At 69.3% G+C, this 25,129-nt stretch carries 28 protein-coding genes; 10 read left to right on the forward strand and 18 right to left on the reverse strand.

Annotated features, from left to right (window positions below):
* The first annotated feature begins 90 nt into the window (after window positions 1-90).
* Window positions 91-1,362 (forward strand): UDP-N-acetylglucosamine 1-carboxyvinyltransferase, encoded by a 1,272-nt coding sequence (gene murA, locus MUU77_RS04865; protein WP_245092202.1) that lies wholly within the window; start codon window positions 91-93, stop codon window positions 1,360-1,362.
* On the forward strand, window positions 1,359-1,700 hold the full coding sequence (locus MUU77_RS04870; RefSeq protein WP_245092204.1) for an EF-hand domain-containing protein: 342 nt from the start codon (window positions 1,359-1,361) through the stop codon (window positions 1,698-1,700). Before murA ends, MUU77_RS04870 begins: the two co-directional genes overlap by 4 nt.
* A 48-nt stretch (window positions 1,701-1,748) precedes the next feature.
* Here the strand turns inward: MUU77_RS04870 and MUU77_RS04875 are convergent, their stop codons facing one another.
* Genes MUU77_RS04875 through purM form a run of 5 tightly spaced genes read right to left on the reverse strand, consistent with a single transcriptional unit; the run spans window position 1,749 to window position 5,493 of the window.
* Window positions 1,749-2,438 (reverse strand): DUF3108 domain-containing protein, encoded by a 690-nt coding sequence (locus MUU77_RS04875; RefSeq protein ID WP_245092206.1) that lies wholly within the window; start codon window positions 2,436-2,438, stop codon window positions 1,749-1,751.
* A gap of 2 nt (window positions 2,439-2,440) precedes the next feature.
* Entirely contained in the window at window positions 2,441-3,157 is a 717-nt protein-coding gene (locus tag MUU77_RS04880) for a DUF3108 domain-containing protein (RefSeq protein WP_245092208.1), read from the reverse strand.
* Between the two features lie 8 nt (window positions 3,158-3,165).
* The gene (gene purN / locus MUU77_RS04885) at window positions 3,166-3,819 is read right to left on the reverse strand and encodes a phosphoribosylglycinamide formyltransferase (protein ID WP_245092210.1); all 654 of its coding nucleotides are present in this window, start codon (window positions 3,817-3,819) and stop codon (window positions 3,166-3,168) included.
* Window positions 3,816-4,436 (reverse strand): DUF2238 domain-containing protein, encoded by a 621-nt coding sequence (locus MUU77_RS04890; protein ID WP_245092212.1) that lies wholly within the window; start codon window positions 4,434-4,436, stop codon window positions 3,816-3,818. Before MUU77_RS04890 ends, purN begins: the two co-directional genes overlap by 4 nt.
* Before the next feature lie 7 nt (window positions 4,437-4,443).
* The gene (purM, locus tag MUU77_RS04895; protein WP_345779062.1) at window positions 4,444-5,493 is read right to left on the reverse strand and encodes a phosphoribosylformylglycinamidine cyclo-ligase; all 1,050 of its coding nucleotides are present in this window, start codon (window positions 5,491-5,493) and stop codon (window positions 4,444-4,446) included.
* A gap of 136 nt (window positions 5,494-5,629) precedes the next feature.
* Between purM and MUU77_RS04900 the strand changes: the two genes are divergently transcribed.
* The 3 genes from MUU77_RS04900 to hda are packed head-to-tail and all read left to right on the forward strand — an operon-like array spanning window position 5,630 to window position 8,609.
* Window positions 5,630-6,712: a DUF2066 domain-containing protein gene (locus MUU77_RS04900; RefSeq protein WP_345779063.1), complete on the forward strand. Its 1,083-nt coding sequence runs from the start codon at window positions 5,630-5,632 to the stop codon at window positions 6,710-6,712.
* Between the two features lie 14 nt (window positions 6,713-6,726).
* Window positions 6,727-7,890: an AI-2E family transporter gene (locus MUU77_RS04905; RefSeq protein WP_245092214.1), complete on the forward strand. Its 1,164-nt coding sequence runs from the start codon at window positions 6,727-6,729 to the stop codon at window positions 7,888-7,890.
* 23 nt (window positions 7,891-7,913) lie between these two features.
* Window positions 7,914-8,609: a DnaA regulatory inactivator Hda gene (hda, locus tag MUU77_RS04910; RefSeq protein WP_245094244.1), complete on the forward strand. Its 696-nt coding sequence runs from the start codon at window positions 7,914-7,916 to the stop codon at window positions 8,607-8,609.
* Between the two features lie 12 nt (window positions 8,610-8,621).
* Here hda and MUU77_RS04915 read toward each other — a convergent pair whose 3' ends face one another.
* Genes MUU77_RS04915 through MUU77_RS04935 form a run of 5 tightly spaced genes read right to left on the reverse strand, consistent with a single transcriptional unit; the run spans window position 8,622 to window position 12,213 of the window.
* Entirely contained in the window at window positions 8,622-9,497 is an 876-nt protein-coding gene (locus MUU77_RS04915) for a PDZ domain-containing protein (RefSeq protein WP_245092216.1), read from the reverse strand.
* Between the two features lie 10 nt (window positions 9,498-9,507).
* The gene (locus MUU77_RS04920; RefSeq protein ID WP_245092218.1) at window positions 9,508-9,897 is read right to left on the reverse strand and encodes a hypothetical protein; all 390 of its coding nucleotides are present in this window, start codon (window positions 9,895-9,897) and stop codon (window positions 9,508-9,510) included.
* Window positions 9,887-10,447 carry a sigma-70 family RNA polymerase sigma factor gene (locus MUU77_RS04925; RefSeq protein WP_245092220.1) on the reverse strand — a complete coding sequence of 187 codons (561 nt, stop codon included), beginning with the start codon at window positions 10,445-10,447 and terminating at the stop codon, window positions 9,887-9,889. Before MUU77_RS04925 ends, MUU77_RS04920 begins: the two co-directional genes overlap by 11 nt.
* 48 nt (window positions 10,448-10,495) lie before the next feature.
* Window positions 10,496-11,200 (reverse strand): N-acetylmuramate alpha-1-phosphate uridylyltransferase MurU, encoded by a 705-nt coding sequence (gene murU / locus MUU77_RS04930; RefSeq protein WP_245092222.1) that lies wholly within the window; start codon window positions 11,198-11,200, stop codon window positions 10,496-10,498.
* Entirely contained in the window at window positions 11,197-12,213 is a 1,017-nt protein-coding gene (locus MUU77_RS04935; protein ID WP_245092226.1) for a phosphotransferase, read from the reverse strand. The genes murU and MUU77_RS04935 overlap by 4 nt, the downstream gene beginning before the upstream one ends.
* A 72-nt stretch (window positions 12,214-12,285) precedes the next feature.
* Here MUU77_RS04935 and MUU77_RS04940 point away from each other — a divergent pair, with 72 nt between their 5' ends.
* Entirely contained in the window at window positions 12,286-13,692 is a 1,407-nt protein-coding gene (locus MUU77_RS04940; protein WP_245092229.1) for a mannose-1-phosphate guanylyltransferase/mannose-6-phosphate isomerase, read from the forward strand.
* Between the two features lie 13 nt (window positions 13,693-13,705).
* Window positions 13,706-15,286 (forward strand): winged helix-turn-helix domain-containing protein, encoded by a 1,581-nt coding sequence (locus tag MUU77_RS04945; protein ID WP_245092232.1) that lies wholly within the window; start codon window positions 13,706-13,708, stop codon window positions 15,284-15,286.
* On the opposite strand, the gene MUU77_RS04950 is transcribed toward MUU77_RS04945, so the two are convergent.
* Window positions 15,270-16,412 (reverse strand): serine hydrolase, encoded by a 1,143-nt coding sequence (locus tag MUU77_RS04950; protein ID WP_245092234.1) that lies wholly within the window; start codon window positions 16,410-16,412, stop codon window positions 15,270-15,272. The two genes, MUU77_RS04945 and MUU77_RS04950, sit on opposite strands and share 17 nt — an antisense overlap.
* Here MUU77_RS04950 and MUU77_RS04955 point away from each other — a divergent pair.
* Complete coding sequence (locus MUU77_RS04955; RefSeq protein ID WP_245092236.1) at window positions 16,411-16,683, forward strand: hypothetical protein; 273 nt, start codon at window positions 16,411-16,413, stop codon at window positions 16,681-16,683. The two genes, MUU77_RS04950 and MUU77_RS04955, sit on opposite strands and share 2 nt — an antisense overlap.
* Window positions 16,684-16,852: 169 nt before the next feature.
* On the opposite strand, the gene MUU77_RS04960 is transcribed toward MUU77_RS04955, so the two are convergent.
* Window positions 16,853-18,343, reverse strand: a complete 1,491-nt coding sequence (locus MUU77_RS04960; RefSeq protein ID WP_245092238.1) for a M20 family metallopeptidase — start codon at window positions 18,341-18,343, stop codon at window positions 16,853-16,855.
* A 242-nt stretch (window positions 18,344-18,585) separates the two neighbouring features.
* Between MUU77_RS04960 and MUU77_RS04965 the strand changes: the two genes are divergently transcribed.
* Both MUU77_RS04965 and MUU77_RS04970 read left to right on the forward strand, forming a co-directional pair.
* A complete protein-coding gene (locus MUU77_RS04965; protein ID WP_245092240.1) occupies window positions 18,586-18,924 on the forward strand; it encodes a helix-hairpin-helix domain-containing protein in 339 nt (112 codons plus the stop codon).
* Between the two features lie 290 nt (window positions 18,925-19,214).
* A complete protein-coding gene (locus tag MUU77_RS04970; protein WP_245092242.1) occupies window positions 19,215-19,805 on the forward strand; it encodes a HutD family protein in 591 nt (196 codons plus the stop codon).
* A gap of 10 nt (window positions 19,806-19,815) precedes the next feature.
* On the opposite strand, the gene MUU77_RS04975 is transcribed toward MUU77_RS04970, so the two are convergent.
* The 6 genes from MUU77_RS04975 to MUU77_RS18485 all read right to left on the reverse strand — a co-directional run bounded on the left by MUU77_RS04975 (window position 19,816) and on the right by MUU77_RS18485 (window position 25,061).
* A complete protein-coding gene (locus MUU77_RS04975; protein ID WP_245092244.1) occupies window positions 19,816-21,462 on the reverse strand; it encodes a sulfite reductase subunit alpha in 1,647 nt (548 codons plus the stop codon).
* A complete protein-coding gene (locus MUU77_RS04980) occupies window positions 21,459-22,451 on the reverse strand; it encodes an FAD:protein FMN transferase (RefSeq protein WP_245092246.1) in 993 nt (330 codons plus the stop codon). Before MUU77_RS04980 ends, MUU77_RS04975 begins: the two co-directional genes overlap by 4 nt.
* 45 nt (window positions 22,452-22,496) lie before the next feature.
* Entirely contained in the window at window positions 22,497-23,309 is an 813-nt protein-coding gene (locus tag MUU77_RS04985) for a DUF4198 domain-containing protein (protein ID WP_245092248.1), read from the reverse strand.
* A 31-nt stretch (window positions 23,310-23,340) separates the two neighbouring features.
* The gene (locus MUU77_RS04990; RefSeq protein ID WP_245092250.1) at window positions 23,341-23,871 is read right to left on the reverse strand and encodes a DUF2271 domain-containing protein; all 531 of its coding nucleotides are present in this window, start codon (window positions 23,869-23,871) and stop codon (window positions 23,341-23,343) included.
* A 29-nt stretch (window positions 23,872-23,900) separates the two neighbouring features.
* Window positions 23,901-24,536, reverse strand: coding sequence for a PepSY-associated TM helix domain-containing protein (locus MUU77_RS04995; protein WP_245092252.1), 636 nt, complete (start codon window positions 24,534-24,536; stop codon window positions 23,901-23,903).
* A gap of 108 nt (window positions 24,537-24,644) precedes the next feature.
* The gene (locus MUU77_RS18485; RefSeq protein WP_345779072.1) at window positions 24,645-25,061 is read right to left on the reverse strand and encodes a TonB-dependent receptor; all 417 of its coding nucleotides are present in this window, start codon (window positions 25,059-25,061) and stop codon (window positions 24,645-24,647) included.
* Window positions 25,062-25,129: the final 68 nt, after the last annotated feature.

Consider the following 25,129-nt stretch of genomic DNA (forward strand, 5'->3'; position numbering starts at 1 on the left):
AATCCGCTCCTTCGAATCCCCATTCCCGTATCCCCATTCCCGTATCCCCATTCCCGTATCCCCATTCCCGTATCCCCATTCCCGGCCCTCATGCAGAAAATCATCGTCACCGGTGGCAACACGCTCAACGGCGAAGTCACCATCTCCGGCGCCAAGAACGCCGTGCTGCCCATCCTGTGCGCGACCCTGCTGGCGGATGCGCCGGTGGAGATCACCAACGTGCCGCACCTGCACGACGTGGTGACCACCGTGAAGCTGCTGGGCGAACTGGGCGCCGGCATCACCATCGATGAGGGCACGCTGGCGAAGGGACGCGGCATCACCGTCGACCCGACCACCGTCAGCCGCTTCGTCGCGCCGTACGAACTGGTCAAGACCATGCGCGCCTCCATCCTGGTGCTGGGCCCGCTGGTTGCCCGCCACGGCGCCGCGGTGGTGTCGCTGCCCGGCGGCTGCGCGATCGGTTCGCGCCCTGTCGACCAGCACATCAAGGGCCTGCAGGCGCTGGGTGCCGAGATCACCGTCGAGAACGGCTACATCAAGGCGCGTGCGGCGCGCCTGAAGGGCGCGCGCTTCGTGTTCGACATGGTCACCGTGACCGGTACCGAGAACGTGATGGCCGCCGCCACGCTGGCCGAAGGCACCACGGTGCTGGAAAACGCCGCGATGGAGCCTGAAGTCACCGACCTGGCCGAATGCCTCAACGCACTGGGCGCGAAGATCGAAGGCGCCGGTACGTCGCGCATCGTCATCCACGGCGTCGAGCGCCTGGGCGGCGGACGCCATTCGGTGGTGCCGGATCGCATCGAGACGGGCACCTTCCTGGTCGCCGCGGCGATGACAGGCGGCAAGGTCACCGCGCGCAATGCGCGCCCCGACACGCTGGAAGCCGTGCTCGACAAGCTCACCGAAGCAGGCGCCAGGATCGAGACCACGGCCGACAGCATCACCCTGGACATGCAGGGCAAGCGCCCGAAGGCGGTCGGCCTGACCACCGCGCCGTACCCGGCGTTCCCCACCGACATGCAGGCCCAGTTCATGGCGTTGAACTGCGTGGCCGACGGAGTGGGCGTGATCAACGAGACGATCTTCGAAAACCGCTTCATGCACGTCAACGAACTGCTGCGCCTGGGCGCGGACATCCGCGTCGAAGGCCACACCGCCATCGTGCGTGGCGTGGAGAAGCTGGGTGGCGCACCGGTGATGGCGACCGATCTGCGCGCCTCCGCCTCGCTGATCCTGGCCGGCCTGGTGGCCGAGGGCGAAACCACCATCGATCGCATCTACCACCTGGACCGCGGCTACGAGAACATCGAAGAGAAGCTGGGCGGCCTGGGCGCGCAGATCAGGCGCGTGTCGTGAGCCGGCACGACCCGAAGCTGTCAGGCCTCCGGCCGCGGTTTCCGTTGCGGCGCAAGATCCTGCTGGGCATCGTCCTCGCGCTGCTGGCGCTGGTCGCCTGGCTGCACTACACCGGCGCCGCCGCCACGCACGGCATCACCACCCAGGACATGGACTGGAACGGCGATGGTACGGTGACCCAGGGCGAGATCGCGCAGGCGGTCTTCTCGGTGGTGGTCGAACAGAAGCAGGACGGCCGGCGCCAGTGCAACACCTTTGCATGGCGAAGCGGCGCGGGCACCATCAGGATGGACTGCAAGACCGTGTTCCAGGCCGAGGCCACGCCGGGCAAGGAATAAGAAAAGCCCGGCATCGCCGGGCTTTTTTTACGGCGGCGCCGGGATGACTCAGCGCCAGGATTTCAGCGTCAGGTCGATGGTGTCCTGGCCGTTTTCGCGCTGCAGGATGCGCGCGGGCACCGGGGCATCGGCCACCACCCAGACGATGGTCTGCTTGTCGCCATCGGTGCGCACGACCTTGGTGGCCTCCTGTGGCTTGCCTGCGACCGTGATGCGCTCTTTTCCGGCCACCTGATAGGTCATGGGCTTGGCGCGGCCGTTCTCCACCATGCGATAAGTCAGCGGCCTGCCGGCGGCCACGTCGCGCACGATGGCCAGGTTGACCAGCAGCGCATCCATGTCGCCGGCGGCCAGCTTCACCGGGCCGGCGCGGTCGGGCTTCACGTCGCCGCTCCACGTGGCCTGGGCCTTGGACCAGTCGTAGACCGTGTTGACGTTCTTCTTCTTGATCAGCAGGCGCGAGGTGTCGCTGCTGCTGAGCGGCCGCATGCGTCCATCCTGCACGTCGAACACGGTCTTCTGGCTGAGGTCCACGGCCTGGTTGCGCACGCTCAGCGTGTACTGCCAGCGATCGCCGGGCTGCGGCGAGACGGACATCTGGCCTTCGCCCACCATGCCCAGCGCACTGGCGTTGTACTGGGCGGTGAAGGCTTCGACGGCCAGCGCGGGTGCGCTGGTGGCGGCCAGCAGGGCGGCGGCCAGCAGCGTGCGGGGCATGGCAAGGGTGTTCTTCAGCATGTTCACGGTACTCCCTGATATTCGACCAGGCGCAGATCCACGCCGTCCTGGCCGTCTTCCCGCTGCAGGATGCGCACGGGGGTGGGTACGCCATCGGCGACCCAGAAGATGGTCTCGTCGTTGCCGCCGTTGGACCGGCTCACACGCAGGGCACTGTAACTCAGGTCCTCGATCGTGATGTTTTCGGGCTCGGGCGAGACCACGTACTGGTAGTCGCGCACGCGGCCGTTGTCGACCACGCGGTAGGCCAGTTGCCTGCCGGGGGCGGCGTCGCGGATCACCGCCAGGTTCATCAGCAGGGCGCTCATGTCGCCGGCCTGCAAGGGCAACGGCGCCCGCCGGTCCTTCTTGATGTCGCCCTGCCACCGGGCGGTGCCGCTCCTCCAGTCGTAGGTGCCGACCATCTTCCTGCCCATCAGCAGGGCGTGACGGACGGTGGCCTGGCTGAGCGGGCGGAACTGCCCGTCGCGGGTGTCGAACACCGTGCTCTGCTCGATGTTCAGTCCCGCCAGGCGCGCGAAGCCGCGCGTGCCCTTGACGTTGAGGTCGATCTGCCATTGGTCGCCCGCGCGCGGAGTCACCTTCATGCTGGCGTTGCCGGCCAGCTTGCCCTCGTTGTAGGCCTGATAGCTGGCCACGAACGGCTCCAGCGCCCGGGTGGGCGCGGCGGAACCGGCCAGAGCGAGGCCGAGCAGCAGGGAACGGAGAGGGAAGAACATCCGGGGGGTCAGGAAACCAATCGGTCGGCCGAATCTAGGGACAGGGGATTTAATAGCGGCTGACCGTGACAAAGCGTGATGTCGCCCTGTTCAGCCAGCGCGCCCGACGCCGCCAGCCCCAGGACGGCGACCAGCAGGGCGTGCTCGCGTGGAAGCAGCCGTGCCGCCAGTGTCTCGGGCGTGTCGCCGGCCAGGACGGGCACCCGGACCTGGGCCACCACGGTGCCCGCATCCAGTTCAGGAATGACGAAGTGGACGCTGGCGCCGTGCTCACGGTCGCCGGCCTCCAGGGCGCGTGCGTGGGTGTGCAGGCCGCGGTATTTCGGCAGCAGCGACGGGTGGATATTCAGCAGGCGGCCGCGGAACCGCGCGATGAACGCGTCCCCCAGGATGCGCATGTAGCCCGCGCACACCACCCAGTCGGGCCGGGTGGCGGCCACCGCGTCCGCCAGTGCGGCTTCATAGGCGGCGCGCTCGGAAAAGGCGGCAGGCCGGGCGCTCCAGCGCTTTTCGGGCGGGACTTGTTGCAGGGCGGGCGCGGCCGGCCTGTCCGAGAACACCCCCACCACGTCCGCCTGCAGCGCGCCGGCCCCGATGGCGCGCAGGATCGCCTGCAGGTTGCTGCCCCTGCCCGAGGCCAGCACGGCCAGGCGCGCGGTCATGCCGTGCTCCCGCGGCGCTCTGCGCGCGCCAGGGGCCACACCAGCAGGGCGCCGAGGGTGGCCAGCAGCATGTCCGCATGCGCGTCCCATACATCGCCCTGCTGGCCGTTGTAGGACTCCGCGGCTTCCGGCGACATCGTCAGCGCGATGCCCCATTCCAGCCATTCGTACAGCAGGCTCGTGCACATGATCAGCATCACCGTCACCGCGAAGGCATGTCCCACCGCCAGCGACGGCCAGCGCTGGCGCAGCCAGTGCCAGACCGCGGGCGTGAAGCACAGCCCGTAGATCAGGTGGATGAACCGGTCGAAGTGGTTGCGGTGCCAGCCGAAGGCCTGCGCCGGCGACCAGCCGGTGGCCGCCTGCAGCCAGGCGTCGTAGGGCACGTAGGAATACAGCCAGCGCGCGCCGATGCAATGCGCCACGATGAAGGCGCAGATCAGCGCGAAGTGCGCCGGACGCAGCGGCCAGCGGCGGTCGTGCCACCACAGCCAGCCCAGGCCCAGGACCGTCAGGCTGCTGTGCATGCCCTGTTCCAGCGGCCAGCGCGGCGCGATCCAACTGGCGGCGAACACCGCCAGCGTCAGCCCGAAGGCGATCGCCTTGCTGCGCGGCATGCCGCGATCAGCCGATGCGGACGCGTTCGCCGCCCGGGGCGGTGACGACTTCGCCGATCTGCCAGTGCGCCAGCTGCAGGCGCGCCAGATCGGCCTGCACCGCGGCCAGCTGGTCCGGCGCCACCACCAGCACGAAGCCGATGCCGCAGTTGAAGGTGCGCCACATCTCGGTGTTTTCCACCGCGCCTTCGCGCTGCAGCCAGTCGAACACCGGCGGCAGCGTCCAGGCGCTGGCGTCGATGTCCAGGCCCAGGCCATCGGGGATGACGCGGATGATGTTCTCGGTCAGTCCGCCGCCGGTGATGTGCGCCATGCCATGCAGGTCGTGCGCCTGCAGCAGCTCCAGGATCGGCTTCACGTACAGGGTGGTCGGCGCCATCAGCGCATCGGCCAGTTTCACGCCGCCCACATCGAGGTCGGCGGGTCGTCCGGCGCGGTCGTAGATGCGCCGTACCAGCGAATAGCCGTTGGAATGCGGACCGCTGGAGGCGATGCCGATGAGCACGTCGCCGGCACGCACCTTGGCGCCGTCCAGCAGGCGCGACTTCTCCACCGCCGCCACGCAGAAGCCGGCCAGGTCGTATTCGCCCGGGCCGTACATGTCGGGCATCTCGGCGGTCTCGCCGCCGATCAGCGCGCAGCCGGACAGTTCGCAGCCGCGCGCGATGCCGCCGACCACGGCGACCGTGGTATCCACATCGAGCTTGCCGGTGGCGAAGTAGTCGAGGAAGAACAGCGGCTCGGCGCCCTGCACCAGCACGTCGTTCACGCACATGGCGACCAGGTCGATGCCGATGGTGTCGTGACGGCCCAGCTGCTGCGCCAGCTTCAGCTTGGTGCCCACCCCGTCGGTGCCCGAAACCAGCACCGGCTCGCGGTACTTGCCGGACAGGTCGAACAGCGCGCCGAAGCCGCCCAGGCCGCCCATCACCTCCGGGCGGAAGCTGCGCTTGACCAGCGGCTTGATGCGCTCGACCAGCTCGTTGCCGGCGTCGATGTCGACACCCGCGTCGCGATAGGTCATCGGGGTGGAGGCAGGGGGCGTGGGCTGGGTCACGGGCGGTCGTCGGTGGGCGAGAGGTGGGATTTTAAAGGAATCGGGTGGTCGCGCGGCCGTCCTGAACGGGTGACGTTGGCGGGCAAGGCCCATTCGCGCAACAATTCGAGGGGTCTGTAGAGCCCAAGGACGCTCGATGCGCCGCACCTCCGCTATCGCCCTCGCCGCCGCCCTGCTGCTGGCGGCCATGACCTTGAGCGCCGCCGCGCTGGCGCAGTCCGGGCTGCGCACGGAGGGCGATGCGGTCTCCGCGCGCGGTCTGTACCAGGCGGAGGTCCCCGTCAACGGACAGGGCGAAGAGGAGCGCCAGGGCGGCTTCGCGCGCGCACTCGGCAGCGTGCTGGCCAAGCTCAGCGGCGACCGTTCGGCGATGTCGCGCCCGGGCGTGGGCGCCGAGCTGCGCAATGCCCGGGACTACGTGGAGGGTTACGACTACCGCCAGGACCAGGGCACGTCGCCCACCGGCGCGCCGACCTTCCGCACCACGCTGGTGGTGCGCTTCGACGAAGAGCAGGTCAACGGCCTGGCCGGTGCACTGGGCCTGCCGGTCTGGCCGCAGCCCCGCCCCAAGCCGGTGGTCTGGCTGGCCATCAACGACGGCAGCGGGCCGCGCCTGATGGGACTGCAGCACGCCAACGCCGCCCGGCCGCTGCTCAATCGCGCCATCGAGCGCGGCTACAGCCTGGGCCTGCCGGCAGGCGGCGCCGCCGAGCAGGCGCTGGTCGGCGCCATCTGGCGCCAGGACACGGCGGCGGTGGCGCGCGCATCGGCGCGCTACAGCCCGCCCATGCAACTGGTGGGCAAGCTGTACCGCGACAAGGGCGGCTGGACCGCCGACTGGGTGTTCGTCGACGCCGGCAAGGTGCTGGCGAAATGGTCGGTCAGCGATGCCGACGCGCGCCGCGCGATGGCGTCCGGCGCCGACGGCACGGCCGACGCACTGGTGAAGCGCTATGGCAAGCGGGGCAGCGCCGGGCCCGCCGGCACCTACCGCGTGCTGTTCACCGGCATCCGCAGCACCGACGACTACCTGCGCCTGACCGGCCACCTGCAGAAGATGGCCGTGGTCCGCCGCATCACGCCGGTGCGCGCCAGCGGCGACACCCTGGAACTCGATCTCGAACTCGTTTCCGGCCTGGCAGGCTTCCGCCGCACGATGGGCGACGAGGCTCCGTTCACCGGCGGCGAAGGCGAGCCGCCCGCCTATCAGATGCGCTGACACAGGGACGCTGCATGGATCTCTCTTCCACGCCGGCAGGCACGCTGGCCCGTCGCTGGCAATGGCTGTTGATCGCCCTGATCGTGGGCTGGCTGATCTGGTTGCTGGCGCCGGTGCTGACGCCCTTCGTCTGCGCGGCGCTGCTGGGCTGGCTGGGCGATCCGTGGGTGGACCGGCTGGAACGCTCGGGGCGTTCGCGCACCACCGCCGTGGTGCTGGTCTTCACCCTGATGCTGCTGTTGCTGGTGCTGGCGTTGTTGATCCTGGTGCCGATGATCGAGCGGCAGGTGGTCACGGTGATCGAATCGCTTCCGGCATACCGGGACTGGTTCATGCAGACGGCGCTGCCGTGGGTGGAGCAGCGCACCGGGCTGGAACTGGTCGCCTGGCTGGACGTGGACCGCCTGACCGAATGGGTGCGCGGCCACTGGCAGCAGGCCGGTGGCGTGGCGGCCACGCTGTTCGGCTACTTCTCGCGTTCGGGCTTCGCGGTGATGGCATGGATCGCCAACCTGGTGCTGCTGCCCATCCTGACCTTCTACTTCCTGCGCGACTGGGACCTGCTGGTCGAACGCATCGCCGCGCTGGTGCCGCGCGACCATATCGCCACGGTCACCCGGCTGGCACTGGAATCCAACGAGGTGCTGGGCGCCTTCCTGCGCGGCCAGTTCCTGGTGATGCTGGCCCTGGGCGCGATCTATGCCATCGGCCTGTCGGTGGTGGGCCTGAAGGTGGGGCTGCTGGTGGGCATCATCGCCGGCCTGATCAGTTTCGTGCCCTATCTGGGCACCGCCACCGGCATCGTGCTGGGTGTGATCGCCGCGATGGTGCAGTCCGGCGGCGACTGGTCGCTGGTGGCGATGGTGCTGGGCGTGTTCGTGGTGGGCCAGATGCTGGAAGGCTACGTGCTGACCCCGCGCATCGTCGGCGACCGCATCGGCCTGCACCCGGTAGCGGTGATCTTCGCCATCATGGCCGGCGGCCAGCTGTTCGGCTTCCTGGGCATGTTGCTGGCGCTGCCGGTAGCCGCGATCGCCAACGTGCTGCTGCGCTTTGCGCACGAACGCTATACGCAGAGCCGCCTGTATGCCGGCGACCGGCCGTCCATCGTGCTGGATTCGTACATCGACACGGGCAGCGTGGAGCAGGCCGCACCGCGGGACAACCAAACGCCGTGAGCCGCGACACGCCGGGCGCCGGGCTGGGGCCGCAACTGCCGCTCGCGCTGCGGTATCCGCCGGACCAGCGCTTGGAAAGCTTCATCGCGCCGCCGGACGGCGCGTTGGCGGCCCTGTCGCTGCTGGCCGCGGGGACGGGCGCGGACTGGGTGTACCTGGCCGGCGCGTCGCGGACCGGCAAGACCCACCTGGCGCTGGCCGTGTGCGCGGCCGCCGAGCAGCAGGGCCGGCGGGCGGCCTACCTGCCGGCCATGGCGGCGGCAGGGCGACTGCGCGACGCGCTGGATGCCCTGGAGGGCCATGACGTGGTGGCGCTGGACGGCCTGGACGCGATCGCCGGCGTGCGGGAAGACGAAGTCGCGCTGTTCGACTTCCACAACCGGGCGCGCGGATCGGGACTGAACGTGCTCTACACCGCGCGCAGCATCCCCGACGACATCGGCCTGGTGCTGCCGGACCTGCGTTCGCGCCTGCAGCAATGCCTGCGTTTCATGCTGCATCCGCTCGACGACGCAGGGCGTCGCGACGTGCTGCGCGACCGCGCTCAGCGGCGCGGGTTGATACTGGAAGAGGCCGCGCTGGACTGGCTGCTCACGCGCACCGACCGCGACCTGGGCGCGTTGGTGGCACTGCTGGACCGGCTGGACCGCGCCTCGCTGGCGGCGCAGCGCCGGATCACCGTGCCCTTCCTGCGGCAGACGCTTGGCGCCGCGGGCTGAGGCCTGGCGGCATCAGGGGCAGGTTTCCGGGACTTCTTCCCACACCACCGGCTCCCAGTAGGCGTTGTCGCGCAGGCTCTGGGTGTCCAGCCTGTCCCGCAGCAGGCGCGCGCCGATGCGGTAGCTGGTGTCGGGCTTCACCTCGACCACCAGCGGCTTGTAGGCCTTGGCCATCGCGAAGCGCTTCATCTTGTCGATCTGCAGCAGTTGCGCTGAATTCAGGCGGTGCCGGTCGATGAGTTCGCGCACCACCAGGACGTGGCGGCCGACGGGCAGCCGATGCCGGTTCACCGGTTGCAGCGGCGTGCTGCGTCCGTCGATGGTGGTGATGTCGGCGCGGAAGATGCCCTGGCTCTTGGGGACGGTGCCGGCATGCGCAGTGACGAATCCACAGGCGCCCCGTTGTTCCGGGCCTATCTCGATGCGGTAGGCGGGCACGGCCACCACGCCGGCCGCCCCCTCGAGCTTCAGCGGCGTGCTGCCGCGCAGGATCTCGGCCCGCACCCGGCCGCCGCCGCGCTGCATCGCCTGCTCCAGCAGGGGGGCCGGCGGGGCGGTGCCGTCCAGGCGTATCCCGTTCAGCGCCACCAGCCGGTCGCCCACCTTCAGTCCCAGGCGCGTGGCGGGTCCGTCGGGTGTCAGCGCCAGTACGGGAAGGCCGGTGCGCTGCGCCGCGCGCGCGTCGACGACCGCGCCCAGTTCGTAGCGGACCTGGGCGGGCTTCTGGATCACCTGCGGAGCGCCGGTGTCCTTGAGATCGCCGCGTTCGGACATCTGCAGCAGGGCGGCGTCCAGCTCCCGCGTCGACTGCGCCTGCGCACTTGTCGCAAGGCCGGTCGCCCATGCCGCGGCGATAAGGGCCTGGGTAAGGAAGCGGAGGGTATTCACGGCAGCGTCCTCAGATTTCGAGCGGTTGGGGAAGGGAAGGGGCGGCGCTGCTGCGCGCCAGTGCCTGGCGCCGCTGCCACAGCCACTGCAGTTCCTGCTCGCTGGCGCCGCGCGCGTAGGCCTGCTGCAGCTCGCGGTCGACGGCGCGCAGCGGCTCCTCGTGCAGCGGCGCGCGCGGAACGACCGCCAGGCGCTCGGAGACGGGTGCCGCGGGCGGCGGGAGGTGGGTGTAGACCAGCGGCAGGGCCGCCAGCGCCAGCACCGCGACCGCGCCGACGGCCAGGCGCCTGCGGCGTTCGCGTTGTCGCGTGCGTGCGCGCTGGACGCGCGGCCACAACGTGGGCGGCAGCTCCGGTTCGGGAAGTGCGGCCAGGCGCGCATGGAGGGTTTCAGGCGTCATGGGAAGCGTCTCCATCGGAATCGAGGTCCTGGCGCAAGCGCGCCAGCGCGCGCGACATCAGCGACTTGGACCAGCTGGCCGTGCGTCCGAAGCGGCGGCCCAGGTCTTCATGCGACCAGCCTTCCATCTCGTGCAGCCATACGACAGTACGGGCGAGGGGCGGCAAGCGTCGCAGCAGGATGTCGGCGTCGGCGGCGTCGGCCGCCGATGCGGAGGCAGGATCGGCCAGGGCGGCGAGCGCCCTCTCGGTGCCGGGGCGCTGCTGGCGGCGCAGGCGATCGATGGCCAGGTTGGCGGCCACGCGCTTCAGCCACGGCCGCAGTGGCGTGTCTTCGCGCAAGCCGGACAGGAAGCCGAACATGCGCAGGAAGGTTTCCTGCACGATGTCCTCGGCTTCTGCCGCGTTGCCCGTCAGCCGGAACGCCAGCGCATGCACCGCACGCGCATGGTCGCGGTACAGCGCTTCGAACGCGACCGCATCGCCCCGGCGCGCGCGGCGCAGCCGTTCGGCTTCCGCGTCGGGGTCAGGGGCGTGGGCGGGAGCATCCATGGCCCCCACAGTACGCGCCGCCGTGGTCTTCCGTCGCAGGCCGCAACGTCAGCGCGACAGCGCGCGGTTCAGGTCGGCCAGGCGCTCCGGCGTGCCGACATCGGTCCAGCGGCCAGCGTGATGTTCGCCATGGATCCGACCCGCAGGCATGTGCGCGCGCAGGATCGGTGCCAGGCGGAAGCGCGGCTTTCCGTTCCCGGCGATGCTGGCGTGGTCGTCCACGTGCTGAGCCCAACCGTCCAGCAAGGCCGGGCGGTAGACGCCGATACCGGCGTAGGTGAGGCGGCGCTCGCCGTCGCCGCGGACATGCCCGGCAGGGTCCAGAGCGAAATCGCCATGGGTGGCGTAGCCGGGCGGATCGATCATCACAAGATGCGCGAGACCCCGCGGCTCGCGCGGCAGCCGGTTGAAATCGAAATCGCTCCAGATGTCGCCATTGACCAGCAGGAACGGTGCTTCGCCCAGCAGTGCCAGGGCATTGAGCATGCCGCCGCCGGTTTCCAGGGGCGTGCCGCCTTCGTAGAGATAATGGATGCGCAGGCCCCAGCGCGCGCCATCGCCCAGCGCCGCCGGGAAGCGATCGGCCAGCCAGCTGGTGTTGATCACCACCTCCTGCACACCCATGGCGGCCAGCTTCTCCAGGTGCCAGACGATCAGCGGCTTGCCGCCGGCTTCGATCAGCGGTTTGGGCGTGTGGTCGGTCAGGGGGCGCATGCGCTCACCCAGGCCGGCGGCGAAGATGAGCGCCTTCATGCGATCTCGCCCCGCGCCTGCAGCACCGGCTTGATGCGCGCATCGAGCAGCGTCCGCAGGCCGTCCAGTTCCGGATAGCGCGGCAGCACCTCGTCCAGGTAGCGGATGAAGCGCGGCACGTCGGGCAGGTAGCGCGTCTTGCCGTCGCGGTAGTGCAGACGCGAGAAGATGCCGAGGATCTTCAGGTGGCGCTGGATGCCCATCCAGTCGGCGTCGCGCAGGAACACCTTCAGTTCCGGCACCGGCAGCCCGGCGCGCGTCGCACGGGCGTGATAGCGGGCCAGCCAGCCGTCCACGCGTTCCAGCGGCCAGCTCAGGAACGCATCCTTGAACAGGCTCATCGCGTCGTAGGCGATCGGACCGCGCACGCAGTCCTGGAAATCCAGCACCGCCGGTCCCGGCGTCACCGGCATGAGGTTGCGCGGCATGAAATCCCGGTGGGTCAGCACGCGCGCCTGGTTCAGCGCGTTGTCCATCAGCCGGCGTTGGGCCAGCTGCAGGCCCTCGCTCTCGCCGCAGTCCAGCACCAGTCCCAGATGGCGACGCAGGAACCATTCGTCGAACAGGCCGGCATCGCGCTGCAGCAGCGCCTCGCCGAATTCCCCCATGTCCCCGGGCGGGGCGATCGCCTGCAGCCGCAGCAGCTGTTCAAGCGCGGCGTCGAACCAGGTGTCGGCATTGTCCTCGCTGATCACGTGCGCCAGCGTCGGGCCGCCCAGGTCCTCCAGCAGCAGGAAGCCGTGTTCGATGTCGATGGCCAGCACCTCCGGCACGCGCACATCGCCGGCCACCAGCAGTTCGCGCATGGCCAGCCAGGGACGGACATCCTCCAGCCCGGGAGGCGAGTCCATCACGATGCGCCCGGGACCGTCGCCCAGGCTGCGCCAGTAGCTGCGGAAGCCGGCGTCCATCGACGCGCGTTCCAGTTGTGCGTAGGGGTCGCCCAGCGCGCCGCGCGCCCACTCCAGGCGTTGGGCGCCACGCCCGGAAGGGTCCTGAATCGTAGGGTTCATGCGGTCGGGTGCGGGCACAGGCGTCAAAGGGCTACAGGGTAAACTGGCGCCCTACCGACTTGCGAGGCTTGCATGGCCCAACTCCAACCCGTGCTGCTGTCCGGCGGCTCCGGCACGCGTCTGTGGCCGCTCTCGCGCGAGGCCTATCCCAAGCAGTTCCTGCCGCTGGCCGGCGACGACACCATGGTGCAGGCCACGTGGCGCCGCGTGGAGGCGCTGGCCGATCTGGCACCGATCGTGGTGGCGAACGAGGAGCATCGCTTCCTGGTCGCCGAACAGTTGCGGCAGATCGGGGCGCCGGCCCCGGCGATCCTGCTGGAGCCGGCGGGCCGCAATACCGCACCTGCGATTGCCGCCGCGGCCCTGCAGGCGATGGCGGGCGGTGCCGACCCGCTGCTGCTGGTGCTGCCGTCGGACCATGTGGTCCGCGACGTCGCCGGCTTCCAGCGCGCCGTGCGCGCGGCGTCGGCTGCCGCGGAAGCGGGCGCGCTGGTGACCTTCGGCATCGTGCCCGATGCGCCGGAGACCGGGTTCGGCTACATCCAGGCGCAGGCCGGCGACGGCCTGCGCAAAGTGTCGCGCTTCGTCGAGAAGCCCGATGCCGCCACGGCCCAGTCCTACCTCGACGCCGGAAGCTACTACTGGAACAGCGGCATGTTCCTGTTCCGCGCCAGCCGCTATCTGGAGGAACTCGCGCGTTTCCGTCCCGACATCGTCGACGCCGTGCGCGCGGCGCATGCGGCGGCCCGGCACGACGGCGATTTCGTGCGCCTGGACAAGGACGCCTTCAGCGCCTGTCCGTCGGACTCGATCGACTACGCGGTGATGGAGAAGACCGCCGACGCGATGGTGCTGCCGGTGGACATCGGCTGGAACGATGTCGGCAGCTGGTCCGCGCTGTGGGACGTGGCCGAACGCGACGCGCACGGCAACGCGCATCATGGTGACGTCATCGCCGTCGACAGCCGCAATAGCTACGCCTACGCGCAGCGCCTGGTGGCGCTGGTGGGCGTGGACGACATCGTGGTGGTGGAGACGGACGACGCCGTGCTGGTCGCGCGCAAGGACAAGGTGCAGGAGGTCAAGCAGGTGGTCGCGCGGCTCAAGCAGGAGCAGCGCAGCCAGGCCGTGCTGCACCGTGAAGTGCACCGCCCGTGGGGCAGCTACGACTCGGTCGACAACGGAGGCCGCCACCAGGTCAAGCGCATCAAGGTCAAGCCGGGCGCGGCGCTCAGCCTGCAGATGCACCATCACCGCGCCGAGCACTGGATCGTGGTCAGCGGCACCGCGAAGGTGACGCGCGGCGACGAAACCCTGCTGCTGTCGGAAAACGAAAGCACCTATATCCCGCTGGGCGTGAAGCATCGCCTGGAGAATCCGGGCAAGGTGCCGCTGGAACTGATCGAAGTGCAGTCCGGCAGCTACCTGGGCGAGGACGACATCGTGCGTTTCGAGGATGTCTACGGCCGCAGCCAGTGAGGGTTTGAGCGTCGTGCGTTACCGTCTGGATGATCTGGTGATCGACCTGGAGCGCCAGCGCGTCGAACGCGACGGCGAGCCGCTTGCCGTGGCGGGGCTCAGCTTCCAGCTGCTGCGGCACCTGGTGGAGCAGGGCGATCGCGTCGTCGGTTTCGACGAGCTCATCCAGCGCGTGTGGGCGCCGGCGGTGGTCGGCGAGGAGACCGTCACCCAACGCGTCAAACTGCTGCGCCAGGCCCTGGGAGACGACGGACGCAGCCCGCGCTACCTGCGTTCGGTGCGTGGACAGGGTTACCAGTTGTGCGTTCGTCCGCAGCTCCTGCCCGCCACTGGGGCTGCGACGCCGCCGACACCGGGTCCGCAACGGTCGCGCGTGGTGATGGCGGCCGTGGCAGGTTTAGTGGCGGTCGCGGCGTGCATGGGTCTGTGGGCGTGGAAGCGGCACGCCGACCGCATGGATGCGCCCGCGTCAGCCCCCGCGCTGGAGCAACCTTCGTTGCTGCAGCGTGCCGCCTACTACGCGGGCATCGGCCAGCGGGATGACAACGAACGCGCCATCGAACTGTTCGGGCAGGTGCTGCGGGAGCAGCCCGGCAATGTGGATGCGCTGGTCGGATTGAGCCGCGCGTACAGCGCCCGCGTCTGCCTGTTCAATTTCCCCCCTGTGTGGGCCGCACGCGCGCAGGCGCTGGCCGAGCAGGGCATCCGTGCGCAGCCCGCGCGTGCGACCGCCCACGCCGCGCTGGGGTATTCGCACGACTGTCGCGGCCGTATCGACGATGCGCTTGCCGGGTACGAACGCGCGCTCGCCCTGGACCCCGCCGCGGACAGTAGCCGCGCGTCCGCGGCCTACCTCTACGACCGCAAAGGACGGCTTGCCCGAGCGCTGCTCGCGAACACGTCGCTGCGCGGCGATCCGTCGCGCGTGCGCTACCTGCAGGTGCAGATCGCAGGCATCCTGGACCTGCTGGGCTACCCACAGGCAGCGGAAGCGCGCTATCGCCGCAGCTTCGCCCTGTATCCCGACAACGTCTTCTCCAACATCGCGTGGCCGCGTTTCCTGTTCCGGCATGGGCGCACGACCGAAGCGCAGGCCGCGCTGGACCAGGCCCTGCGCCGGGGCACCGAGCATGCCGACCTGTTTCTGCTGGCGGCCGAGTTGGCGCAGCTGCGGGGCGATGCCGCAGCTGCCCTGAAGGCCTACCGGCAGGCCGAGGCGTTGCGCCCGCAGGCCAGCCTGCCCGCGACGCTGGCCCGGCTTCATGCTGGCGCGGTAGATCCGGCATGGGCCGATGCGCGCGCCGATCGCCTCGTCCGCGACCTGGAAAGCGGTGCGGGCTACCCCTCCGACTGGCTTGAAGTCGTGGTGCTGCGCGAGGCTGCCGGCGATCGTGCGGCGGCGCTCGCATCGCTGCAGCGCGCAGTGGACGCGGGTTACAGCGATGCGGCCTACCTGCGGGTGTCGCCGCTGTTCAGGACATTGGCGGCCGAGCCGGCCTTCGCCCGTAGTGTGGATGCGCTGAACCGTCGCGTCGCGCTCGAGCACCGCAAGGTGCCCGGCGCGTTGCTGGAACGCCTTACGGCATCGCCTTGAGCACGTAGTCGCCGAACATCTGTTGCGACTGCGGGTGTACGTTGCGCTGGTTGAACGAGGTCCGCGTGATCACCGCCACCAGCTGCCGTTCGGGCACGATGAAGACGTAGTTGCCGCCATTGCCCGACATCGCCCACGCCGCCTGCTCTCCTTGCCGGCCCGGAAACCGGAACCGCCAGAACTGGTAGCCGTAGTCCGCGTCCTCGCGCGCCTGCGCATGCACCGTCAGCGCCGTGTTGATCCAGGGCGTGGAGATGATCTGCCGGCCCCGCCAGCGGCCGCCATCGGCCACCAGTTGCCCGAGTTTGGCCAGGTCGCGACTGCGGTAGCGCGTGCCACCGCCGCCCATGCCCACCCCCTCCGACGACCTGTTCCACTGCACCTGCCGGATACCCAACGGGTGTTCCAGTGCCTCGGCAGCGAAGCTGGCCAGCGGCTTGCCGGTTGCCCGTTCGATCACCGCACCCAGCAGGAAACTGCCCGCCGTGCAGTACGAAAAGGCCCGGCCATGGGGGCTGTCTTCGGGGCGCGTCACCCATGGCGCGAAGCCGCGCATCGGCAGGTCCAGGGCGAACCGGGTCCAGTCCTCGCTCAGGTACATGCGTTCCTCATTGCCGGTGGAGAACGGGTTTTCGTCGTCGCATTCCCAGGCCGAGCTCATCGTCAGCAGGTCCTCCAGCGTCATCCGCTGCTTGCGCGGACTGGGGTTCTTCCAGGGTTGCCTGTCGGCGAAATAGGCATACACCGGCGCCTGCGCGCCCGGGATGAGTCCCCGGTCGATCGCCGCCCCCAGCAGCAGGGCGGTGACACTCTTGGTGGCCGAACGCGTGTCGTTGAGCACGTCCGCGCCGCCGCCGTTGAAGTAGCGCTCGTACACCAGTCTGCCCTGGTGGGCGATGATGATGCTGGTGACCCCCGGGTACTCCCCCTGGGCGATGGCCGCCTCCAGCGCATGCAGGCGATCGATCTGCCAGCCGCCGCGACGGGCGTCGGCGACCTGCCAGCCATCCTGCATCGGCACGGGCGGGCGATAAGCTTCGGACGGGATGCTGGGGGCGCCGGTGGGTTCCGTTGCGTGGGCCACGGGCGACATGACGAGGGACAGCAACAGCAGGAAACGACGCATGGCAGGACTCCTTGGAAGGGAGCAGCATTCCAGCGCGGGCCTCAATGAAGCGCCTGACAGCGGGATGAAGATTTATGAAAGCGCTCGCCCGCGGCGCGCGGGCAAGAAGAAGCCCCGCATGGCGGGGCTCTCGCACGGTCCTGTAGCCCCGGCGGCTCAGGCCTCCTTCGTCACCATGGCCCAGATGGACAGCAGCACGCTGGCACCGATGACGGAGGCGATGAAGCCTGTCGGTCCGGCGGGGCTGCACCCGCCCAGCGCCCCCCGCTGAAGCATGCCGGCAACGCACCGGCGATGCCCAGCTGCATGGTCATGAACAGGCCCGGCTTGGCCGTCCCGGGAAGGTCCATCGCGACTCACCCCGCTCCCACAAGCCGCAAGCTCGGAAAACGAGCAGGCCGGGTTGCCCCGGCCCGCTCGTGCTGCATGTGCGGACGGGATCAGCAGCAGCCGTGGTCGCCGTGCTGTTCGCCGCCGGCCACCGCCGCCACGCCGGTGGTCTCGCCGCGGACGCTGGCCGCGTGGTGTCCGGCGATCACGCGCGCCACGCACGCGGTGACTTTCTTGCCCATCGGGATGTGCAGGAACTCGTTCGGCCCATGCGCATTGGAATGCGGGCCCAGTACGCCGGTGATCATGAACTGCGCGCCGGGGAATTTCTCGCCCAGCATGCCCATGAAGGGAATCGTGCCGCCTTCGCCCATGTACATCGCCGGCTTGCCGAAGAACTCGCGGCTGGAAGCGTCGATCGCCTGTTCCAGCCAGGGCGACATCGCGGGCGCATTCCAGCCGGTGCTGGCCTTCTCCAGCTCCAGGCTGACCTGCGCACCGTTGGGCGCATCCTTCTCCAGCAGGTCCTTCAGCAACTGGCCGGCCTGCTTGCCGTCCAGCGTGGGCGGCAGGCGCAGCGACAGCTTCACCGAGGTATGGGGGCGCAGCACGTTGCCGGCGGACGAGAGCGGCGGCATGCCGTCGACACCGGTGACCGACAACGCCGGGCGCCAGGTGCGGTTGAGCACCAGTTCGGCCAGGTCTTCGGCCATCGGGGTCATGCCGGGCAGGAAGGGGAACTTGTCGAACAACGCCGTGTCCAGCACGCGCGCGGCCTCCTGCGCCTGCGCGAGCCGGTCCGCCGGAATCTCGACCTGCAGGCCCTGCGGCAGGATGCGGCCGGTCCGTTCGTCTTCCAGTCGCGACAGCAGTTGGCGCAGCAGGCGGAAGCTGGAGGGCACCACGCCCGATGCATCGCCGGAATGCACGCCTTCTTCCAGCACCTTGACGGTGAAGTTGCCGCCGGCCAGGCCGCGCAGCGAGGTGGTGCACCAGAGTTGCTCGTAGTTGCCGCATCCGGAGTCCAGGCAGACCACCAGCGACGGCTTGCCGATGCGGTCGGCGAGGTGGTCGACGTAGGCCGGCAGGTCGTAGCTGCCCGACTCCTCGCAGGCTTCGATCAGCACCACGCAGCGCGCATGCGGCACGCCCTGCTGCTGCAAGGCCTGGATGGCGGCCAGCGAGCCGAAGATCGCGTAGCCGTCGTCGGCGCCGCCGCGGCCGTACAGTTTGTCGCCCTTGATCACCGGCACCCACGGGCCCAGGTCGTCGTCCCAGCCGGTCATCTCCGGCTGCTTGTCCAGGTGGCCGTACAGCAGCACGGTGTCGGCGCCGGTTTCGGGACCGCTGGCGGGAATCTCGATGAAGATCAGCGGCGTGCGGCCTTCAAGGCGCACCACGTCCACCTGCATGCCGGGCACCGGTTGCGCCTTCGCCCAGCGCTCCATCAGCTGGACCGCCTGCTCCATGTACCCGTTGGCCACCCAGTCCTTATCGAACATCGGCGACTTGTTGGGGATGCGGATGTATTCGACCAGCTGCGGGACGATGTCGTCGTCCCATTTCTCGGCTACGTAGCGGTCGACTTTGGCGGTGTCCATGGCAACTCCGGGGTACTGAAAGGCAGGCCGCCATTCTACGCCCTGACCCGGGGTAGGACTTTTCCTACGACTGGCTGCGGCATTTACGGGCAGATTCGCCCGTGCAAGGGCGATACCGTGGCAACTGTCGGAATTGGACGCTTTCCCTACCGCCGCAGGCCTCGGGCCACCGGCGGAAACATGCCGGATGCCCTGACGCATCCGGCATGCACGGACAGTCCAATGCCACAAGGAGAGTCGCCATGAAGTCGTTCGTCCACACCGTGTTCGCCACCGTCCTGTCGCTGCTGATCGCCGCGCAGGCGCTGGCGACCGAGAAAGTCAACATCAACACCGCCGATGCGGCCGCGCTGGATCGCGTGCTGGTCGGGGTCGGCCCGTCGAAGGCGGCCGCGATCGTCGAGTACCGCAAGGCCAACGGGCCGTTCAAGAGCGCCGAGGAGCTCGCCATGGTGAAGGGCATCGGCCTGAGCACCGTCGAGCAGAACCGCGACCGCATCGAGCTGCGCACGGGCGCCACCCCGGCGCGCAAGCCGGCTGCCGCGACAGCGGCGCCCGCCAAGCCGGTCGCGCGACGCTGATCGATTCCCAGGCCGGGCGGCTCCACAGGATGTGGGGCGCCGGGCACAGGGGCAGGAAGCCAGGGGGAAACAGGCTGGATGCCGACAGGGACGTATCCATACCGCGCACGAAGCGCATGCCGGCAGCAGGCTGAAGCCTGATTCGCCGGCGACAGGCCACAGGGACGTCGGCAACGCCCGGACGCGCAGGACGCACGTCCGGGCGTTGCCGTTTGCTGGAGAGAGGTGGTGGGTGCGTAGGAGGGGCCGGGTGCCGGCTAGAATCACGCCACGGACTGCCGGGGAACCTCATGCCGGAATCATCGCGCGTCATTCCCGCCAACGAGTACCGGCGGGTACGTTGGAAGAACGGATTGGGCTGGACCCGTGAAATCGTGCGGGTCCCGGACGACGACGACTGGGACTGGCGGCTGTCGATCGCCGAGATCGAACGCGATGCGGCGTTCTCATCGTTCCCCGGCATCGATCGCGAACTGGTGCTGTTGCGCGGGAATGGCGTGCGCCTGAGGTTCGAAGACGGGCGCACGGTCGATCTGATGCCGCCGCACGACCGGTGCCGGTTCGCGGGCGAGGACGTGGTGACCGGCGAACTGGTCGATGGCACGACGCACGATTTCAACCTGATGTGGCGGCGGGGTCGGGTCCGCACCGAACTGCTGCATCGTCCGCTGGTGGGTCCGATGCTGTTCTTCACCGAGCCGGGCGTGCACTGGGTGGTCCACCTGATTGCCGGACAGGCGGCGTTCGACGCGGCCAACGGCCTGGGCGATCTGTGCACCGGCGATACCGCCGTCCTGGTGGGCGGCAATGCGCGCGCGCGGCATGCCTTGCACGGCGGTGGCGAGCTGCTGGCCATCCGCATCCAGGCCGAAGACCGTTGAGGACGGCGGGTCAGTACACGTCGCGGCGATAGCGCCCGGCAATCCGCAGATCCTCGACCTTGTCCTGGCCCAGGATGCGCCGCAGCGTGGCGTCCACGTCGGGCGCCATGCCGGCCAGGCTCCCGCAGACGTAGACCGCGGCGCCTTCTTCGACCCACTGCCGCAGCCGGTCCGCATGCGCCTGCAGGGCATGCTGGACGTAGCGCTGGGCGCTGCCATCGCGCGAGAAGGTCAGGTCGAGATGTGGCAGTACGCCTCGCGCCTGCCATGCCGCCAGCTCGTCGGCGAAGAAGACGTCGTGCGCGCGCTGGCGCTCGCCGAACAGCAGCCAGTTGCGTGTTGCGCCGGCCAGCGCCCGCGCCTTCAGGTGGGCGCGCAGGCCCGCCAGGCCCGTGCCGTTGCCGATCAGGATCATCGGCACGTCGTTAGCGGGCGGATGGAAATTCGGATTGCGGCGGATGCGCAGGGCGATGGCGTCCCCCGGTTGCGCATGCCGGCACAGCCAACCACTGCCCAGGCCGGCGGTACCGTCCTGGTGGTGCATCAGGCGCACGAGCAGATGCAGCGCGCCATCGCCGGGAAGGGAGGCGATGGAGTATTCGCGGTGCGGTAGGGGCGTGCAGGCGTCGGCAAGCGCCTGCGCGCCGCCGCGCCAGAGCGCATGGTCCGCGACGGGCCACTGGCTGCGGGCAAGCATCTGCGCCAGCGGTTGCGACTGGCCCTGCCACTGCACGCGGACGTCGCCCGCCAGGCCGGTACGCTGCAGGACGTCATCGACCTCGGCCATGACGCGGCACGGTCCGATCTCGGCGATGTCGCCGGCGATCCAATCGGGCAGCGGACCGGATCCGGGTGTCAGGGACAGGTGGAATACGGGGCCGCCGATGCTGCCGGGATTCAGCTCGACGCGATCGCGCAGTCGCCAGGATTCATAGCGTGGCGTGGCCCAGTCCTGCGCGCCGCGACCGTCGCCCAACTGGCCGATATGGTGCTGCCAGTGGCGCAGGGCGCTGTCGTCGGCGTTGTCGACTTCCACCAGGTCGAACAGCGGTTGAGCTCCCTGGCGCCGCAGCCAGTCATCGAGCTGGTGACCGAAAGCGCAGAACTGCGCGTACTCGCGGTCGCCCAGGGCCAGCACCGCGTAGCGCAGCTTCTGCAGCACGAGCATCTGCGACATCACGTGGCGCACGAAGCCGAGCGCTGGATCGGGTGGATCGCCTTCGCCGGTGGTGCTGACCACGAAGACGGCTCGCTCGATGGCCTGCAATTGCGCCGCATCCAACCGCTCCAGCCCCGCGCGCTGGACGGCAACGCCGCCCTGGCGAAGCGAGGCGGCAGTCATGTCGGCCAGCTCCATCGCGAAACCGGTCTGACTGGCATGCACGACCCACACCGCGTCTTGTCCGGCGTGCATCACCGCGTGTCCCGCCCTGTCGCGTGTGCGTGCGCGGTACAGGCAACCCGCCACCAGTCCGGCGTATGCCACCACGGCTGCGACGGCGATGCAGACGCGGTCCCTGGACGGGCTGGCCTGCCAGCCGTCGCCCTCGTGCAATCCGGCGAACAGCCAGGCGCTGGCGGCCAGCACCAGCATCACCAACGCGTTGCCCATGAAGGCGGGGTTCCAGCGCTGCCGTGGGGAGCCTGATGTGCTCATGCCGCCAGGTACTGCGCGAAGGCAGGCGTCATCGTTTCGCGCATCGCTTCCCCGGTGCGTTGCAGGAACCTCGCCGCGATGCCATGACGCGTCGCGAACGCATGGCCCTTCTCCGCTCCCATGACGGTCAGGGCGGTGGCCCAGGCATCGGCGTGCATCGCCTCCGGGGCGACCACGGTCACGGCGGCGGCCGCATCGGTCACCGGCTCGCCGCTGCGCGGATCGATCGTGTGCGAGTAGCGGCGCCCATCCAGCGCATACGCGTGCCAGCGGTCGCCCGAGGTGGCGACGGCGACACGGTCCAGCAGCAGTACGCGCGGCTCCAGCCCCTCGCTGTCGGCTTCCTCCTCCGGCGAGGACTCCACCAGTACACGCCATGGCTGTCCGTCGGCCTTGCGACCGTAGCCATACAGTTCGCCGCCCACTTCGACCAGGCCGGCGCCGATGCCGCGACTTCGCAGCAGGGCGGCCACCACGTCCACGCCGTAGCCCTTGGCGATGGCCGAAAGGTCCAGCATCACGCCTCCGGGCTGGCGGACGCGGCGCTGCGCCGGATCGAACCGCAGATGCTGCCAGCCGATGCGGGAGCGGGCTTCGACCAGCGCCGCGGGGGTGGGACGACCCCGCCCGCGCGCATGCGCACCGAACCCCCATGCCGCCACCAGCGGCGACACGGTGGGGTCGAACGCGCCATCACTGCGTGCCGCGATGTCGAGCGCCGCCGTGAGCACCTGCAGCAGGTCGTCCCGCAGGACGAACCATTCGCCTGCGGCGCAGCGGTTGAAACGCATGATGTCCGCATCCGCCTCCCACGTGCTCATCTGCGCGACCACCTGGTCCAGGCGCGCCTGGATGGCGTCATGCAGGGCATGCGGATCGATGCTCGCCGGGCCGGCGTACTGGACGGACCAGGTGGTGCCCATGGTCTGCCCGTGCAGCGCATGCACGGGCGCCGCCGGCGCAGAGGGGGAGGGAGGGGTGATGTTCATGCCGATGCATGCCGCCGGCACCGCGTCCGGCGGCGGCGTGCCGATTTACTGGGGCAGCACTTCCAGCGTGGCGACATAGCTGAGGCGGCGCTGGGTGGCCTGCGGCACGGTGGTCTTGTCGTCCTGGGTACCGGTTTCCAGCCAGTACATGCCGGCTTCTGGCCAGGTGACGCTGAACTCGCCCTGGGCGTCCGTGGTGACCTTGATCTCGTCCTGCGCGTTGCGATAGCGCGTGCCGCCGCGGGTGATCTCGAATTCCAGGCCGGCCGCCGGCTTGCCGTCGACCAGCATCCGGAAGGTGGCCGCTTCACCTGCGAACAGGTCGTTCGGGTGCGTCACCGGCACCAGTTCGATGCCTTCCCCCACGCTCTTCAGCGCGGTGTCGTTCGGCGCGCCATTGGTCACGAAGGTCTCGATGCGGCCGATCGACTGCGACACCTGCAGGTTCTTCGCATCCTTCGGCACCTTGGTGGCCAGGTCTTCCGGCTTGGCGCCGCGCAGGCCGCCCGGCTTGCCGTCGGCGCCCTCCCAGCGGACCATCAGGCCCTTGTTGACCGTGGCGATACGGTAGGTGCCCTGCTGTTTCAGCTCCACGTCGAACACCGTGCGGTACTTGCCCGTGGCCAGGTTCTGCGCCTGGACCGTGCTGCCGTCCGGCGCGGTGATGGCCAGGCCTTCGGTGCGCAGCGGCACATGGTTGAAGTAGAACAGGTCGTTGGACACCGCCGCATCCACCGTGATCCACGGATCGGCGCCGGCGATGACGGTCTGCGAGGGCTGCAGCCACGCCTTGTGCGCCAGCGCGGTGGCGGGGATGGCGCAGGCCAGGGCGATGGCTACGGCAAGGGAACGCTTCATCGGAATCTCCAGCGGGAAAGGTGGAAGAGGATCAGGGCTTGACGGTCAGCGCGACGGCGCCCAGTTCGGTGGCGCCCTGCGCCTTGCCCGACTGCGGCGCGCCTTTCGCGGGCCAGGTGAAGGGGATTTTCAGCAGCTCGCGGCCGCCGACTTCGCGTGCGGCTTCGACGACCAGCGTGTACTGGCCGGGAGCCAGCCCGGCCAGGTGCTGCTTGTCGCTGAAGCTCAACGCATGCCTGCCAGCCGGCTTGGTGGGCCCCGTCACTCCGTCCACCGGCACCTTCAGCGAGCGGCCGGACTTGCGCCACCACTGGCGCAGGTCGGGCAGCCATTTGGTGCCGTGGCCTTCGGAATTGCGGGTCTGCTGGTACCAGACGGAAAGGTTGGCGGCGACCTTCTGGTCGGCGCCTTCGATCCAGACGGCGACGTAAGGACGGTGGTACTCGGCCACGTTGAGCTTGGGAATCTCGACATTGACATCCAGCGTGGCGGCGTAGGCCGGCGTGGCCAGCAGGCCGCTGAGCGCGATGGTCAGCGTGGTGTGGACGGCGATCTTCGACATGCGGTCACTCGCGGGTTCGTTGAACAGGGTCAGTGGATGAAGAGCAGTGCGATCAGCAGCGGCACCAGCAGGCCCAGGCCGACCATCGGCCAGGTCATGCGGCGTTGCCGGTCGTGCAGGTAGAGCAGGAACAGGCCGGTGATGCAGAACACCAGGCAGGCCACGGCGAAGATGTCCAGGAACCATCCCCACGCCGGCCCGGCGTTGCGGCCCTTGTGCAGGTCGTTGAAATAGGAGATCCAGCCGCGGTCCGTCCTTTCGTACTCCACCGCGCCGGTTTCGCGATCGATGCTCAGCCATGCGTCGGTGCCGGGGCCCGGCATGGAGAGATAGAGCTCCATGTCCGACCATTCGGCCGGTCGCCGGCCGATGGGTATCGAAAGCGCCTGCTCGAGCCAGTGGCTGACGGAAGCAGGCAAGGGCGCGTTGCCCTGCCGGCGGTCACCGAGCGTGGCCAGGACGGAGGCGGGCATCGTGGCCGTGACGCGGGTGGTGTCGGGGTCGGCTTCAATCTTCGAAGCGTGGTTCAGCGTGATCCCGGTGACCGCGAACAGCAGCATGCCGATCAGGCACACCGCCGAGCTGATCCAGTGCCACTGGTGCAGCGTGCGCAGCCAGAAGCCGCGGCGTTGCTGTTGCAGGGCGGGGGAGGCGGATGGGGACAACGGCGTCTCGAAGGCAGGGGGCGCAGGCGGGCCATTACAGCACAGATGAGAATGCCTCTCAATTGCAGGGGGTTCCCCTTCCCGCGGGAAGGGGAACGTCCCAGGGCCTCAGAAGTTGACGTTGAGGCTCAACCACAGGTTCCGCGACTTGTCCTTGTTGTTGTAGTCGTCGAGGTAGCTGGGCGCGTACGCGCCGCTGGCATCCTGCGTCCAGATGGTCTGGAACGTGGTGAAGTCCTCGTCCAGCAGGTTGTTGATGCGGCCGGAGAGCGAGACGTGCTCGTTGAACCGGTACTGCGCGCCCAGGTGCAGGACGGTGTAGTCCCGGTAGTCGCGGCGCACGCCGTCGATGACGTCGCGATAGCGCTTCGAGCGCGCTTCCGCCAGCAGCTGCAGGCTGAAGTTCTCCGTCGCCTGCCAGTCGAGGCTCGTGTTCGCCATGTGCCTGGCGGTATTGGTCAGCGGCAGGCCCTGCTGGGCGCCGCTCAGCTGTTCGCTGTCGGTATAGGTGTAGTTGCCGCGCAGCGACTAGCGTCCGGGTGATGCCCCAACGACCGGCGACCTCCACGCCCTGGATGCGCACTTCATCGATG

Origin of the sequence: Pseudoxanthomonas sp. F37 (assembly GCF_022965755.1) — a bacterium.
Classification (GTDB): domain Bacteria; phylum Pseudomonadota; class Gammaproteobacteria; order Xanthomonadales; family Xanthomonadaceae; genus Pseudoxanthomonas_A.